Consider the following 13,922-nt stretch of genomic DNA (forward strand, 5'->3'; position numbering starts at 1 on the left):
AAGCTTTTGCTAGCCGCGGGCGTGGTAGCCGTAGAGCCAGTCGAAGTCAGCGGCCAGGCTCTCCGGCGAGCGCAGTTTCAGGACGATGTCGCGACCGATGCGGATCGGTCCCTTGGCGTGGTAGGCGAACTTGTTGAAGGCGCCGCGATCACGCACCCGGGCCGCCCGTTTCTGGCGCGTGGCCTCGAACCCGGCGAGCGCCTCGGCCAGGGGAAGGGGGGCTGCAATCGCCCCCCCGAGCTCGAAAGCATCCTCGATCGCCATGACCGCGCCTTGAGCCGAAAACGGCATCATCGCGTGCGCGGCATCGCCGATCAGGACCGTTTCCCGCCCATTCTGCCAGCGTCCGGACGAAGCCTGGTAAAGCGGCCAGAACGTCGCCTTCTCGATCGAGGCGAGGAGTGCCGTGATTTCCGTATTCCATCTGGAGAACTGGCGCAGAAGCATGGCACGCTGTGCGCCGCTCCCCTCGGTCGCCCATGTCTCTCCAGGATCCATGCCAGCGGCGATCGCGACGATATTGAAGCCGTCGACTTCCTTGAGCGGATAGGCGACCAGATGGGTGTCCGGCCCGAGATAGGCCGTCACATTGGCCGGATCGAGGAAGCCCGGCGCCCCAGCAGCAGGGACGGTGAAGCGCCAGGCGATGTTGCCTGAAAACGTGACGATCGGGCCATCTTCGACCAGCTTTCGCGCGGAAGACCAGGCGCCGTCGGCAGCGATGATCACATGCGGTTTCGAGCCGGTGATGTTCTCGATGGTCTCCGGATTCGGATCGTCGATCCGGCAGCCGAGGTGCAGCCGGCAGAGAGGGGTCTGCAGGACCTTTGTGAGCAATGCCTGCTGGAGGGTCGCGCGGTGCAGTACGCCATAGGGGGCACCCCAGCGGCGGCGCGCGAAATGTCCGGTCGGAACGCTCGCGAGCATCTTCAGCGTCACGCCGGATACCAGCCGGATTTCATTCGGCTCAAGCCAGTGTTTCTCGAGTTCGTCCAGGACCCCGAGTTCGGCGAGAATGCGCGAGGCGTTCGGCGAAATCTGCAGGCCCGCACCGACTTCGCCGAGCTGCGGCGCCTGTTCGAAGATCTTGGAGTGGATTCCGTGGCGGGCGAGTGACAGCGCGGTCGTCAACCCCGCCACCCCGGCTCCGATGATGGCGGCGGTCTTGATCGACATGACGTGTCCGATCAGGCGCCGCTTACGCCGCCTTCACGTGAAAGACGCAGCCGGGCGGATTGGTCTGCTCGGCCTTGAGCGACGGATTGTAGCGGAAGAGCGTCGAGCAGTAGGAGCAGACCTTCTCGTTGTCATGTCCCATGTCGATGAAGATGTGCGGATGGTCGAAGGGAACGGATGCGCCTGTGCACATGAATTCCTTCACGCCGATTTCGATCACCCGGTGACCGCCGTCGTTCTGGAAATGGGGAATGCTGTGCCCGGCCATGTTGTTCTCCGCTATGCCATTCAACGCGGCGGACCATATCGCCGTTCGGAAAGAAAGTGTAGAGCCAAACACCCGGCCCGCCCACAGAAAATCATGATCTGCGGCTTTGATCGGTACCTTGCTTTGAATACTGTAGCCGCAATTCGATCCCGACAGGACAATCCGATGAATCTCGACGCACCGCCATTCTCGCAATTCATTCACGACGGCTTGCAGATCGCCTATTTCGACGAGGGTGATCCTGCCGGCGATCCGGTTCTGATGATCCACGGATTCGCCTCGACGGCTTGCGTCAACTGGGTGTATCCCGGATGGCTGAGGACGCTCGGTGACGCCGGTTACCGCGTCATTGCGCTCGACAATCGCGGTCACGGTGCAAGTGACCGCCCACATGATCCGGAAGCCTACTATCCCTCGCTGATGGCGGCGGATGCCGCAGCCTTGCTGACCCATCTCGGTATCGAGCAGGCGCATGTCATGGGCTATTCGATGGGGGCCCGAAATGCGGCTTTCCTGGCCATCGAACATGGTCACCGGGTCCGGTCGCTCGTCTTCGGCGGGCTTGGCATCGGCCTTTGCGATGGCGTCGGCGACTGGGACCCGATCGCCGATGCGCTGCTGGCGCCTTCGATCGACGATGTCACCCACGCGCGGGGCCGCATGTTCCGCGCCTTCGCCGAACAGACGCATTCCGACCGCTTCGCGCTCGCCGCCTGCATCAGGACCTCGCGCGTCCTGGTCGATCGCGCCGACATCGCCAAGGTCGACATCCCGACGCTGATCGCGGTTGGCACCAAGGACGATATCGCCGGATCGGCCCAGGAACTGGCGGCACTCATGCCGGAAGCCACCGCGATCGACATTCCCAAGCGCGATCACATGCTGGCCGTCGGTGACCGGGTCTTCAAGAAGGCGGTCCTCGATTTCTACCGCAGGCTTGCCGCCGAATAGCGGCAAGCAGGCTAAGGTTTAGCGTCCCGTGAAGACCGGCCTGCGTTTCTCCGCGAAGGCGGTGCGTCCTTCGGCATAATCGGCGCTGTCGAAGGTTGCCGCGCCGAACACTTCCGCTTCGCGAAGCAGGTCGTCGTCCTGCTGTGTCGCGGCGCGGATCGCGATCTTGGAGGCCCGGACCGACAGCGGCGCGTTGCCGGCGATCACCTCCGCCAACTCCATGACCTCGATCTCAAGCGTCTCGGGCGGCGTCACGTCGAGCAGGAAGCCGCAGGATAGCAGTTGGCCCGGCGTCATCGGCGCCCCGGTGAAGAGCGCCTTGCGCGCCATCTGCGTGCCAAGTGACTGGACGAAATCCTGGACCGCATCGGCGGGGTAGGCGAGGCCGAGCCTTGCTGCAGGGACGGCGAAGGCGGCGCCCTTGGCCGCGATTCTGAGGTCAGCTGCCGCCGCAAGCCCGAAGCCGCCTCCGTAACAGATGCCGCGGATCGCCGCGATCACCGGCACGGACGCGTTGCGGATCGCAGAAAACGCCTTGCTGTTGTCGGCTTCGTAGAGGCGGGCGGTTGCGGTGTCCTTGCGCACGGTCGGGAATTCGGAAATATCGGCGCCTGCGCTGAAATCGGTTTCGCCGTCGCCCTTCAGGACGATCACCCGGGCACCACCTTCGCCGCACAGCCAATGGATCGCCTGCGGTATCGCCCGCCACATTGCGGCGGTGATGGCATTCTTGCGCTCGGTGTTGGCGATGACGAGGAGGCCGGTACCGTTCTGCGAGACGGTACGGATTTTTCCGGCCGCGAAATCGTGGGTGCGTTTCATTAAGGGGAGCCCATTTAGTTTGAATCGGGGATGCATTATATAATGCCATCGAACAGCCAACGAGGAGACCGGCAATGGTCGTAAAGAGCGAAATCCTCAAGAGGGAGCGTATGCCGTCGATGGATCCGATCTGGGACAGTCTGCGCAGTGAAGCGCGGACCGCAGCCGATCATGATCCGCTGCTCGCCGCTTTCCTCTATTCGACGGTGCTGAACCACCGTTCGCTTGAGGATTGCGTGATCCACCGCATTTGTGAGCGCCTTGATCATCCGGATCTCCAGGCGGTCCTGCTGCGTCAGACCTTCGACGAGATGCTGCGCGACTGGCCGGAATGGGGCACCATCCTGCGTGTCGACATCCAGGCCGTCTACGACCGCGACCCGGCCTGCACCCGTTTCATAGAGCCGGTGCTTTACTTCAAGGGCTTCCATGCTATCCAGACTCACCGTCTGGCCCATTGGCTGCTCAACCGCGGCCGCAAGGACTTCGCGCTCTATCTCCAAAGCCGTGCGTCGAGCGTCTTCCAGACCGACATCAATCCGGCTGCCCGGATCGGCAAGGGCATCTTCCTCGATCATGCGACCGGCCTCGTCGTCGGCGAGACGGCCCGCATCGGCGATAATGTCTCGATCCTGCACGGCGTGACGCTGGGCGGTACCGGCAAGGAAGGCGCGGACCGCCATCCGAAGATCGGCGACGGCGTGCTGATCGGTGCCGGTGCCAAGGTGCTCGGCAATATCGAGGTCGGCTGCTGCTCGCGCATTGCGGCCGGTTCCGTCGTGCTGAAGCCGGTGCCCAAGGGGTCTACAGTGGCAGGCGTTCCGGCGCGCGTGGTCGGCGAAGCAGGCTGCGCCGAGCCGGCGCGCTCCATGGACCAGATGCTCGCCGCCGACTGACCGCCGGCGGGCAGGCCGGGCTTGCCCCGGCCTCTTGCCACTTTCGAAGGTTGAGTGCCCGTCCGGCAAAGAATGGTCTTTGCGTCTTTACACCGGCGGACAGCCCGTGCGACAAGCGGCCCGAATTTGAATCGCCGATGGAGACTGGATCGTGAAGCCCGAAGAAATCAAGAAACTCGACGCCTATTTCAAGCGGATGTTCAATCCGGCGATGGTCGTGAAGGCTCGCCCGCGTAAGGATGACTCCGCCGAGGTTTATGTCGGCGACGAGTTTTTGGGCGTGGTTTTCCGCGACGACGAGGACGGCGATCTGTCCTATAACTTCTCCATGGCCATTCTCGACGTCGACCTCTAATCCGAGAGTTGTATCGCGTCTGATATATGTTTTCCTTTTCAAGGAAGGCAGGGCCGGCCGGCGTTCGGTCGGCCTTTTTTACGGTTACGAATGCAACCTATGGAAGATAGTGCGTCGCACAAAACACTTGACCGATTTTGTGCATCTGCTATGTACGTGGGCACTAAAAGAACCGGAGCAGGAAGGAGTGATGGCATGATCAATTTCGACGAGGCCAACAAGAAGGGCAAGGAAGCCATGGACGCGGCACTGAAGAACTATTCCGAAGTTGCAAAGGGTTTCCAGGCGATCGCCACCGAGGCGTCGGAATATTCCAAGAAGTCGTTCCAGGACGCCGCATCCTTCGTGGAAGCCCTTTCCGGTGCCAAGAGCATCGAAACCGCCTTCGAGTTGCAGTCCAGCTACGTGAAGTCTTCCTACGAGAGCTTCGTCGCTGAAGCGACCAAGCTTGGCGAAATGTATGCCGACCTGGCGAAGACCGCCTACAAGCCCTACGAGGCGCCGATTGCCAAGGCCACCGGTCTGTCGACCGCCGCCTGATATCGCGTCCTCATTGTTGGAACCTTTGAAGACCGGCCGCGGTTTCCGCGGCCGGTCTTGCCATTTCTCGGACCTTGTATAGCCTGTTAAGTCATTTTTCAGGGTGCTTCGTCTCGCGGCTGCGCAATTCTGTTTGCGCAGTGCGAGGGGGGGCTTAAAATCACCGAATTATGAACTACCTTACTGAGCTGAGTGTTTGTCCGTCGCGTTGCGTCTTCGGCAGATCGGCCGGACAATTGGAGAATGAACTGAAATGATCGCCAAGCCGGTTGTCATGCAAGCCCAGCGGGACGGGGACAACGCCAATCGTGGCACCTCGGTGATCACGCGTACCAAGCCCAAGACCAAGAAGCCCAATCTGTATCGCGTCCTGCTTCTGAACGACGACTACACCCCGATGGAGTTCGTGATCCATATCCTGGAGCGTTTCTTCCAGAAGGACAGGGAAGCAGCCACCCGCATCATGTTGCATGTGCATAATCATGGCGTGGGGGAATGTGGCGTCTTCACCTACGAAGTCGCCGAGACCAAGGTGAGCCAGGTGATGGATTTTGCCCGGCAGCATGAGCATCCGCTTCAATGCGTCATGGAAAAAAAGTGAGGATCTGACGTGCCAACATTTTCTCCCAGCCTCGAAAAGGCGCTGCATCAGGCACTGACCTACGCCAACGAGCGGCATCATGAATATGCCACGCTCGAGCATCTGCTGCTTGCCCTGATCGATGACGCCGACGCCGCCGCGGTGATGGGCGCCTGCAACGTCAATCTCGAGGCGCTGCGTAAGACGGTCATCGATTACGTCGACAACGAGCTCGCCAACCTGGTGACCGGATACGACGAGGATTCCAAGCCCACGTCCGGATTCCAGCGCGTGATCCAGCGCGCCGTCATTCATGTCCAGTCCTCGGGTCGCGAGGAGGTGACGGGGGCCAATGTCCTGGTCGCCATCTTCGCTGAACGCGAAAGTCATGCGGCCTTCTTCCTGCAGGAACAGGAGATGACGCGCTATGACGCCGTGAACTACATCTCCCATGGCATCGGCAAGCGTCCCGGAACCTCCCAGACCCGGCCCACGCGCGGAGCGGAAGAGGGCGGTGACGGCGAGGCCAAGCAGGCCCGTGAGCAGGACGAGGGTGCCGCCAAGACCAAGCAGGAGGCCCTCAAGGCCTATTGCGTGAACCTCAACGAGAAGGCCAAGGGCGGCAAGATCGATCCCTTGATCGGTCGCCACAGCGAGGTCAACCGCACCATCCAGGTTCTGTGCCGCCGTTCCAAGAACAACCCGCTCTATGTCGGCGATCCCGGCGTCGGCAAGACGGCGATCGCCGAGGGTCTTGCCAAGCGCATCGTCGAGGGCAAGGTTCCGGACGCACTCAAGGACGCGACCATCTTCTCGCTCGACATGGGTACGCTGCTCGCCGGCACCCGTTACCGCGGCGACTTCGAGGAGCGCCTGAAGCAGGTCGTCAAGGAACTCGAGGATTTCCCGGGCGCCGTTCTCTTCATCGACGAAATCCACACCGTCATCGGCGCAGGTGCGACCTCTGGTGGTGCGATGGATGCATCGAACCTTCTGAAGCCGGCGCTGTCCTCCGGTGCGATCCGCTGCATCGGCTCGACCACCTACAAAGAATACCGGCAGTTCTTCGAAAAGGACCGTGCGCTCGTGCGTCGCTTCCAGAAGATTGACGTCAACGAGCCGTCGATCGAGGATGCCATCGAGATCATGAAGGGTCTGAAGCCCTATTTCGAAGACTATCATAAGCTGAAATATTCGAACGAGGCGATCAAATCGGCCGTCGAGCTTTCGGCACGCTACATCTCCGACCGCAAGCTGCCGGACAAGGCGATCGACGTGATCGACGAGACCGGCGCGGCACAGATGCTGTTGCCGGCCTCCAAGCGCCGCAAGCTCATCACCGAGCGCGAGATCGAGGCGACCATCGCCACCATGGCCCGTATTCCGCCGAAGACGGTGTCCAAGGACGACGAGATGGTGCTCGCCAATCTCGAAAAGGAACTGCGCTCGGTCGTCTACGGCCAGGACACGGCCATTGAGGCGCTGTCGACGTCGATCAAGCTGGCCCGTGCCGGCCTGCGCGAACCGAACAAGCCGATCGGCTGCTATGTCTTCTCCGGTCCGACCGGCGTCGGCAAGACCGAAGTCGCCAAACAGCTCGCCGCCTCGCTTGGCGTCGAACTGCTGCGCTTCGACATGTCGGAATACATGGAGCGGCACACGGTGTCGCGCCTGCTCGGTGCACCTCCCGGCTATGTCGGCTTCGACCAGGGCGGTCTCTTGACCGACGGCGTCGACCAGCATCCGCATTCGGTTGTCCTGCTCGACGAGATCGAGAAAGCCCATCCGGACATCTACAACATCCTGTTGCAGGTCATGGACCACGGTTCGCTGACGGACCACAACGGCAAGAAGATCGACTTCCGCAACGTCATCCTCATCATGACGACCAATGCGGGCGCTTCCGAAATGGCGAAGTCGGCGATCGGCTTCGGCTCGTCCAAGCGGACCGGCGAGGACGAGGAGGCGCTGAACCGCCTGTTCACGCCGGAGTTCCGCAACCGTCTGGATGCGACCATTCCGTTTGCCCCGCTGCCGACGGAAGTCATCCATCAGGTCGTGCAGAAGTTCGTCATGCAGCTCGAAGCCCAGCTCTCCGAGCGTAACGTCACCTTCGACCTGTCGGAACCGGCAATCGCCTGGCTCGCGACGCGTGGTTATGATGAAAAGATGGGGGCTCGTCCGCTGTCTCGCGTCATCCAGGAGCACATCAAGAAGCCGCTCGCCAACGAGATCCTCTTCGGCAAGCTGAAGAAGGGTGGCGTCGTCAAGGTCGGCGTCAAGAATGACGACAGCGGTGCGGAAGTCCTCGATCTCGAGGCGCTTTCGGACGTGGCCCCCGTCAAGCCGAAGCCCGAGGCCGAGCTTGTGGCCGCCGAGGCGGATGCCCCGGAAAAACCGCGCAAGGCCAAGTCCAAGGCCAAGGATGCAGCAGTTGAGGCCAAAGGTGGAGCGGTCGCCGAGAAGGCGCCTGCCAAGCGCAGTTCCGTTCCGAAGGTGCCGAAGAAGAAGTAGGTCCTGGGCCGTTCCGCGGCCTTGGCTTTCGTTTTCATGGATACCCCTCGTGGCTCGGCTGCGAGGGGTTTTTATTTGCCCGATGACGATGCCGTGATTGGTCGTCCCATTTGATCTGGACGGTTGCGCCGCCGCGCGACCCGGCGTTAGGGTCGAAGGATCGAAAGGGGTTGATGGGGCCGGCAAATGGATACCGAGACGAAGGATCAGGCCGTCGCGCGCTTCGACGATGAGCAACGCACACTTTGGGAACACGTGTCGGACCTCTGGGAGATCGCCCGTCGCCGCGAGACCGGCCCGGTGCGACGACTACTGCATCGTGATTACACCGGCTGGGTCACGGGGCTCGAGAGCCCGCACGACTACGAGTCGGCCGTCGCCTCCGTCGGCCCCGACACGCCGCGCGTCCTGCGCTACCGGCTGCGGCCGCTGACCGTCCGGATCTTCGATCATGAAGTCGGCGTCGTCCACTACGGCTACGAGGCGGAGGTGGAGGCAGACGGCGAGGGGGCAAAGACGATCGCCGGACGCTGGACCGAGGTCTACAAGCGGCGCGGAGCCAATTGGTTGATGATCGCCGTCAGCGGCGGTCCGGACGGCATGCGCTGATTGACGGGGATGCCAGGCGAAAGCCTTTGTCTTGGCCCGGGGATTGGCTGTATACGTCGTGTTCGAATGTCGACGGATGGTCGCCGCCGCGCCACCCTCATTTCATGCCGGATGCCCGAGAGCCCATGAATACCGATGAAACCGCCACGCTCCATTGGTTTTTCCAGGGCGCCCGGGGCATCTTCACCTTGCCGGCCTTGATTCTCATGACATCCTTCGTCGGCTTCAGCGCCTTCGCGCTGGAATCGGGCATCAGCCGCAACGAGGCGATTTTCATGACGGCGCTGATCTGGGCGCTGCCGGCCAAGATGATCCTCATCGGCATGATGACGAGCGGCGCCAATGTGCTGGCGATGTTCCTCGCCGTCACGCTTTCCTCGATCCGAATGATGCCGATGGTCGCCTCGCTGGTGCCGGAATTGCGTGGGTCCCGCACTCCGACCTGGCTGCTCCTGATCCTTTCCCATTTCGTCGCGATCACCGCCTGGGTCTTCGCCATGGGCAACCTGAAGACCGTGCCGCGCGAGGCCCGCGTCGCCTATTTCTTTGGCTTCGGAGTGACGTTGGTGACCGTCAACACGATCCTCGTGGGCTTGAGCTACGGGCTCGTCGCGACCATTCCTCCGGCGGTTGCCGGTATCCTCTTCTTCCTGACGCCGGTCTATTTCGTCGGCTCGATCTGGGCGTCGGCCCGCCATTCCGTGGTCCGGATCGCCTTCGTCATCGGCACGGTCGGTGGGCCATTGCTGGCTTTGATCACCCCTGGCTTCGACATCCTGATCGTCGGGCTCGGCGGTGGAACGCTTGCCTATCTGATCGACCGCTTTTTCGTGCGTGGCCGGACTGCGCCGACATCGGTCCCCGTATCGGAGGCTGAGCTGTGAGCATGACGGACTACGGCCCCTATCTCGTGATCCTGTTTGCCGGCTGGCTCGCCACGGACCTCTGGCGCTGGCTCGGCGTGATTGCTGGCAACCGCCTTGTCGAGGGATCCGAGGCGCTGAACTGGGTGAGGGCGGTCGCCACCGCCCTGGTGATGGCTGTTACCGCCAAGCTGATCGTCTTTCCGACCGGAAGCCTCGAGGCGTCCCCGCTCTGGCTGAGGCTCGCAGCCGCCGGCCTCGGCTTTGCGGCCTTCCTCGCCACGGGTCAGCGCGTCACCGTCGGTGTCGTCGTATCGCTTGCCCTTCTGTCGCTCGGTCTGGCCTTGCTGTGAGCGCGGCTGTCGTGACAGTCTTGAAGCCGGAACCCGCGTGCGCCGCCTAGCGGCCTCTCGCTTACAACCGACCTGCTTATTGAACCCCACACGACCACAGGAACCCGCCATGTCATCCAGAGAAACTGTCACAGCCCCGACCGACGCCGCCGAACGCCGAGCCGTCAAACCCGTGGTCTGCTATCCGGTGGAAACCCTGCCGGTGCCGGACATGGATCTGCTTGCTCGCGCTCGCGAGACGCTCGTCAAGGTCGACGAGGTGATCGTTCCTCCGCGCGAAGGCGCCACTTTCTCGGTGCCGAAGGGACATTTCTTCCGTATCCTGAGCGTCGACGGTCCGCAGGTCGGCGATCTGAACCTGTGGAACGCCAACGACCTCACCGAGCGCTTCTATTCCGGTAAGACCCGGGCGCTGCACGCAACGCATGTGACGACCGGCAATCGGCTGTGGAGCACCTTTCCCAATTTGCGGCCTATGGCGACAATCACCCATGACACGTTGGGCTGGTACGGTTTCGACGAATACGGTGGAAGCGTCCACGACGTCATCGGCACGCGCTGCGATCCCTACACCAACCGTCTCCTGTCAGGTGGCGACTATCACCATTGCTGCCATTCCAACCTGACCCGTGCGCTGGCCGGCGCGAAGGGCATGAGCTTCTCCGAGGCCGAGCCCTTCGTCCATGACGTGCTGAACGTCTTCATGTGCACGGGCTTCACTGCCGACACCCATCAGTATTTCATGAAGGCGAGCCCGGTGCGCCCCGGCGACTTCATCGAGTTCTTCGCCGAGATCGACCTGCTCGGCGGCCTGTCGGCATGCCCGGGCGGTGATTGCAGCGCCAAGCACTCGAGCGACGTCGCGGTCTGCCATCCGTTGAAGGTGGAGATTTTCCGGCCGGACATGGACACGCTGAAGGACTGGCCTTTCCCGGAACGGAATGCCTATGTGAACCCGGCCTAGCGACCGCTCAGGCAGGTGACACGGCCGGCGAAGCTTCTCTGCCGCCGGCAGGCGGGAAGGCAAGCGCCATGGCGGCGGCGGCTAGGCCGACCGCCGCGGAGGCGATGTAGAGCCAGTGGTAGCTGCCATAGGTGTCGTAGAGCCAGCCGCCACCGACCGGACCGAAGGCCATGCCGATGCACGAGGTCATCGTCGCCGCGCCGAGCACGGTGCCCATGACATGCGGGCCGAAATAGTCACGCGCGAGCACGGCATAGAGAGGCATGACACCGCCATAGGCCATGCCGAGCGCCATGGCCAGCATGTAGAAGTCGGTCAGTTCCCGGACATGGACATAGGTGTAGATGCCGACGGCCTGCAGCAGGAGGCCTGCGACGAGGACCAGCCGGACGCCGAGCCTGTCGGCGGCGACGCCGAAGAGCAGGCGGCCGAAAAGCCCCGCCACGCCCTCGACGCTGTAGATGCTCGCGGCCGCAAGCGGGGTCGCGCCGCAGATGACGGCGTAGCTCACCGTGTGGAAGATCGGCCCCGAATGGGCGGCACAGCAGAGGAAGAAGGTTCCCGCCAGCACGGCGAATTGCGGCGTACGCAGCACGCCGAAGCGCGTTCCCGTCGAGGACGATGACAGCTCGGCCCCGGCGGTCTCTCCTGTCTCCGCTGCCGTAGACGCAGGTGCGCGACGAACGAGCAGCGAGGCCGGCAGCATCAGCACAAGGGCGCCGATCGAGATCGATAGCATGGCTGTGCGCCAGCCATGGAGTTCAGTGAGATAGCTGGCGAAGGGCGTTGCCACCATGGGGGCTACGCCGACCCCGACGGTGACGAGCGAGACGGCCAGGCTGCGGTGCTTGTCGAACCATCCCACGGTCACCGCCATGATCGGCGGGAAGAAAGCACCGCCGGAGGCCCCGACCAAGCCGCCGTAGGCAAACTGGAAGACGCCGAGCGATGTCGCTTGGCTGGCAATGACAAGACCGGAACAGAGCAGGACGGACGCGACGATCAGGACGGGGATCGCACCGATCCGGTCGCTGAGCGTGCCCCAGCCAAAACCGGCGACGCCCATTGTGACGAACCCGGCCGTCATGCTGGCCGAAATGCCGGCCCGGCTCCAGCCCGTATCCGCGGCGATCGGCTGGAGATAGACGGGTAGGGCGAACATCGCGCCCATCGCCACGCATGTTATGAGAGCCCCGGCCGCGACGACGACCCAGCCAAAGTGCCTGTTCACCCGCATTCCTCCCGCATGAGCCTTAGGCCGCTCCTCGGAGAGCCGATTGCAATATGCAATCAGTATGCGTGAACCTGCGCTGCCTGTAAATCGTCGGCTTGGTTTCGCCTCAGAGCGCGGCCTTGATCTTTTCCGCGTTGGCCTTCAGCACCTCGATGTCTTCCATCTTTCCGGAATGCGGCTTCAGGGGTACGCCCTCGTGGCGAGGAATGACGTGGAAATGCAGGTGGAATACGGTCTGTCCGGCTGCCGCTTCGTTGAACTGGGCGACGAACACGCCGTCCGCCTCGAAGGCCTCCTTTGCGGCGACGGCGAGCTTCTGCACCACCGGGATCACCTTGGCGAGCACAGCCGGATCCGCGTCGAGAAGATTGCGTGAGCCGACTTTCGGGATGACCAGAAGATGACCGGTGGCCTGTGGCATCACGTCCATGAAGGCGAGTGTGTCGTCATCTTCGTAGAGCTTCACCGAAGGGATCTCGCCCTTCAGGATCTTGGCGAAGATGTTGTTCGGATCATAGGCGGGGCTGGTCATCGGGAATCTCCTCGGTTTGAACCGTAGTTAAGGCATGGGTATCGCGGGGAGCAAGCGCGCTAATCGTCGCTTTCGCCGAGGTCCTGCCGCTCGCCTTTGCGGAACGGGCTGTGCTCGGCGAGGTAGTCCCCGATCTGTTCAACCTCGCGACGCTCGTGCTCCAGATAGTCGGCGACGGCCCGCCGGAGGCCGGGATGGGCGATATAGTGGGCCGAGTGGGTGGTGACGGGCAGGTAGCCGCGCGCCAGCTTATGTTCGCCCTGTGCGCCGGCCTCGACGCGCGCAAGTCCTCTCAACAGCGCGAAGTCGATCGCCTGATGGTAGCAGACCTCGAAATGCAGGAACGGATGGTCTTCGATGCATCCCCAGTGGCGCCCGTAGAGCGCGTCGGCGCCGATGAAGTTGATGGCGCCGGCTATGTAGCGGCCATCGCGTTTCGCCATGACCAGCAGGATATCATCCGCCATGCGCTCGCCGATCAGCGAGTAGAAGGACCGGGTGAGATAGGGCTTTCCCCATTTCCTGCTGCCGGTGTCCATGTAGAATGCGAAGAACTGGTCCCAGACGTCCTCGGTCAGGTCGGAACCCGTCAACCAGTCGATCGTGATGCCGTTTTCGAGTGCAGCGCGCCGCTCCTTCCTCAGCGCCTTGCGCTTGCGCGAGGCGAGCGTTTCGAGGAAGGCCTCGTGGTCGGCATATCCCGAGTTGATGAAATGGAACTGCTGGTCGGTACGGTGCAGGTAGCCGGAGGCGGTGAAGGCCCGCAATTCGTCCTCCGGAACGAAGGTGGCGTGCGCCGAGGAAACACCGAGTTCGTCGGCCACCTGACGCAGTCCTGCGGCGAGCAGCGGCCGGGCCTCGGAGGAATTACTACCGGCGGCCACCATCAGCCGCGGACCGGTCGCCGGCGTGAACGGAAAGGCGCTCTGCAGCTTCGGGTAATATCGCCCGCCGGCCCGCTCGAAAGCATCCGCCCAGCCCTGGTCGAAGACGTATTCGCCGCGGCTGTGGCTCTTGAGATAGCAGGGAACCGCGCCGAGCAATTGTCCCGCACCGTCTTCCAGGAGGAGATGATGGCCGAGCCAGCCGGTCTCCGCAGTGGCGGATCCCGATTCCTCGAGCGCGGACAGGAAGGCATACGATGAGAACGGGTTGTAGCCGGCAGCGCCGCGCGTGGCGCCGCCGAGCTTTGCCCACAGCCCGGGATCAATTGCGGAAAAGGATCTTTCGATCCGGATCGTCACATCTCCGGGCATGCGGCTCCA

At 62.8% G+C, this 13,922-nt stretch carries 16 protein-coding genes; 10 read left to right on the forward strand and 6 right to left on the reverse strand.

Going from position 1 to position 13,922, the window contains the following annotated elements; translation table 11 throughout:
• Positions 1 to 9: 9 nt before the first annotated feature.
• Both ACX93L_RS15855 and ACX93L_RS15860 read right to left on the reverse strand, forming a co-directional pair.
• The gene (locus tag ACX93L_RS15855) at positions 10 to 1,176 is read right to left on the reverse strand and encodes an FAD-dependent monooxygenase (RefSeq protein ID WP_459405712.1); all 1,167 of its coding nucleotides are present in this window, start codon (positions 1,174 to 1,176) and stop codon (positions 10 to 12) included.
• 22 nt (positions 1,177 to 1,198) lie between these two features.
• Positions 1,199 to 1,444, reverse strand: a complete 246-nt coding sequence (locus ACX93L_RS15860) for a zinc-finger domain-containing protein (RefSeq protein WP_459405713.1) — start codon at positions 1,442 to 1,444, stop codon at positions 1,199 to 1,201.
• Between the two features lie 165 nt (positions 1,445 to 1,609).
• Between ACX93L_RS15860 and ACX93L_RS15865 the strand changes: the two genes are divergently transcribed.
• Positions 1,610 to 2,395, forward strand: coding sequence for an alpha/beta fold hydrolase (locus ACX93L_RS15865; protein WP_459405714.1), 786 nt, complete (start codon positions 1,610 to 1,612; stop codon positions 2,393 to 2,395).
• Between the two features lie 18 nt (positions 2,396 to 2,413).
• On the opposite strand, the gene ACX93L_RS15870 is transcribed toward ACX93L_RS15865, so the two are convergent.
• Positions 2,414 to 3,217 (reverse strand): enoyl-CoA hydratase-related protein, encoded by an 804-nt coding sequence (locus ACX93L_RS15870; RefSeq protein ID WP_459405715.1) that lies wholly within the window; start codon positions 3,215 to 3,217, stop codon positions 2,414 to 2,416.
• A gap of 74 nt (positions 3,218 to 3,291) precedes the next feature.
• Between ACX93L_RS15870 and cysE the strand changes: the two genes are divergently transcribed.
• The 9 genes from cysE (at position 3,292) to ACX93L_RS15915 (ending at position 10,891) form a co-directional block, all read left to right on the forward strand.
• The gene (cysE, locus tag ACX93L_RS15875; RefSeq protein WP_459405716.1) at positions 3,292 to 4,113 is read left to right on the forward strand and encodes a serine O-acetyltransferase; all 822 of its coding nucleotides are present in this window, start codon (positions 3,292 to 3,294) and stop codon (positions 4,111 to 4,113) included.
• 151 nt (positions 4,114 to 4,264) lie between these two features.
• Positions 4,265 to 4,468, forward strand: a complete 204-nt coding sequence (locus ACX93L_RS15880) for a DUF3126 family protein (RefSeq protein WP_459405717.1) — start codon at positions 4,265 to 4,267, stop codon at positions 4,466 to 4,468.
• Positions 4,469 to 4,663: 195 nt separating this feature from the next.
• Positions 4,664 to 5,008: a phasin family protein gene (locus ACX93L_RS15885; protein WP_459405718.1), complete on the forward strand. Its 345-nt coding sequence runs from the start codon at positions 4,664 to 4,666 to the stop codon at positions 5,006 to 5,008.
• A 253-nt stretch (positions 5,009 to 5,261) separates the two neighbouring features.
• Entirely contained in the window at positions 5,262 to 5,609 is a 348-nt protein-coding gene (gene clpS, locus ACX93L_RS15890; RefSeq protein ID WP_169588375.1) for an ATP-dependent Clp protease adapter ClpS, read from the forward strand.
• Positions 5,610 to 5,618: 9 nt separating this feature from the next.
• Complete coding sequence (gene clpA, locus ACX93L_RS15895) at positions 5,619 to 8,102, forward strand: ATP-dependent Clp protease ATP-binding subunit ClpA (protein ID WP_459405719.1); 2,484 nt, start codon at positions 5,619 to 5,621, stop codon at positions 8,100 to 8,102.
• Between the two features lie 186 nt (positions 8,103 to 8,288).
• Positions 8,289 to 8,711 carry a nuclear transport factor 2 family protein gene (locus tag ACX93L_RS15900; RefSeq protein ID WP_459405720.1) on the forward strand — a complete coding sequence of 141 codons (423 nt, stop codon included), beginning with the start codon at positions 8,289 to 8,291 and terminating at the stop codon, positions 8,709 to 8,711.
• Positions 8,712 to 8,836: 125 nt separating this feature from the next.
• A complete protein-coding gene (locus ACX93L_RS15905; RefSeq protein WP_459405721.1) occupies positions 8,837 to 9,595 on the forward strand; it encodes an AzlC family ABC transporter permease in 759 nt (252 codons plus the stop codon).
• Between the two features lie 2 nt (positions 9,596 to 9,597).
• Complete coding sequence (locus ACX93L_RS15910; RefSeq protein WP_459405834.1) at positions 9,598 to 9,927, forward strand: AzlD domain-containing protein; 330 nt, start codon at positions 9,598 to 9,600, stop codon at positions 9,925 to 9,927.
• 109 nt (positions 9,928 to 10,036) lie between these two features.
• Positions 10,037 to 10,891 carry an urea carboxylase-associated family protein gene (locus ACX93L_RS15915; protein ID WP_459405722.1) on the forward strand — a complete coding sequence of 285 codons (855 nt, stop codon included), beginning with the start codon at positions 10,037 to 10,039 and terminating at the stop codon, positions 10,889 to 10,891.
• Between the two features lie 7 nt (positions 10,892 to 10,898).
• On the opposite strand, the gene ACX93L_RS15920 is transcribed toward ACX93L_RS15915, so the two are convergent.
• From ACX93L_RS15920 to ACX93L_RS15930, 3 genes are all read right to left on the reverse strand, one after another.
• On the reverse strand, positions 10,899 to 12,128 hold the full coding sequence (locus ACX93L_RS15920) for an MFS transporter (RefSeq protein WP_459405723.1): 1,230 nt from the start codon (positions 12,126 to 12,128) through the stop codon (positions 10,899 to 10,901).
• Between the two features lie 103 nt (positions 12,129 to 12,231).
• Complete coding sequence (locus tag ACX93L_RS15925; protein WP_459405724.1) at positions 12,232 to 12,657, reverse strand: HIT family protein; 426 nt, start codon at positions 12,655 to 12,657, stop codon at positions 12,232 to 12,234.
• Positions 12,658 to 12,716: 59 nt separating this feature from the next.
• Complete coding sequence (locus ACX93L_RS15930; RefSeq protein WP_459405725.1) at positions 12,717 to 13,913, reverse strand: GNAT family N-acetyltransferase; 1,197 nt, start codon at positions 13,911 to 13,913, stop codon at positions 12,717 to 12,719.
• Between the last annotated feature and the right edge of the window lie 9 nt (positions 13,914 to 13,922).

This window comes from Rhizobium sp. CAU 1783, assembly GCF_054551725.1.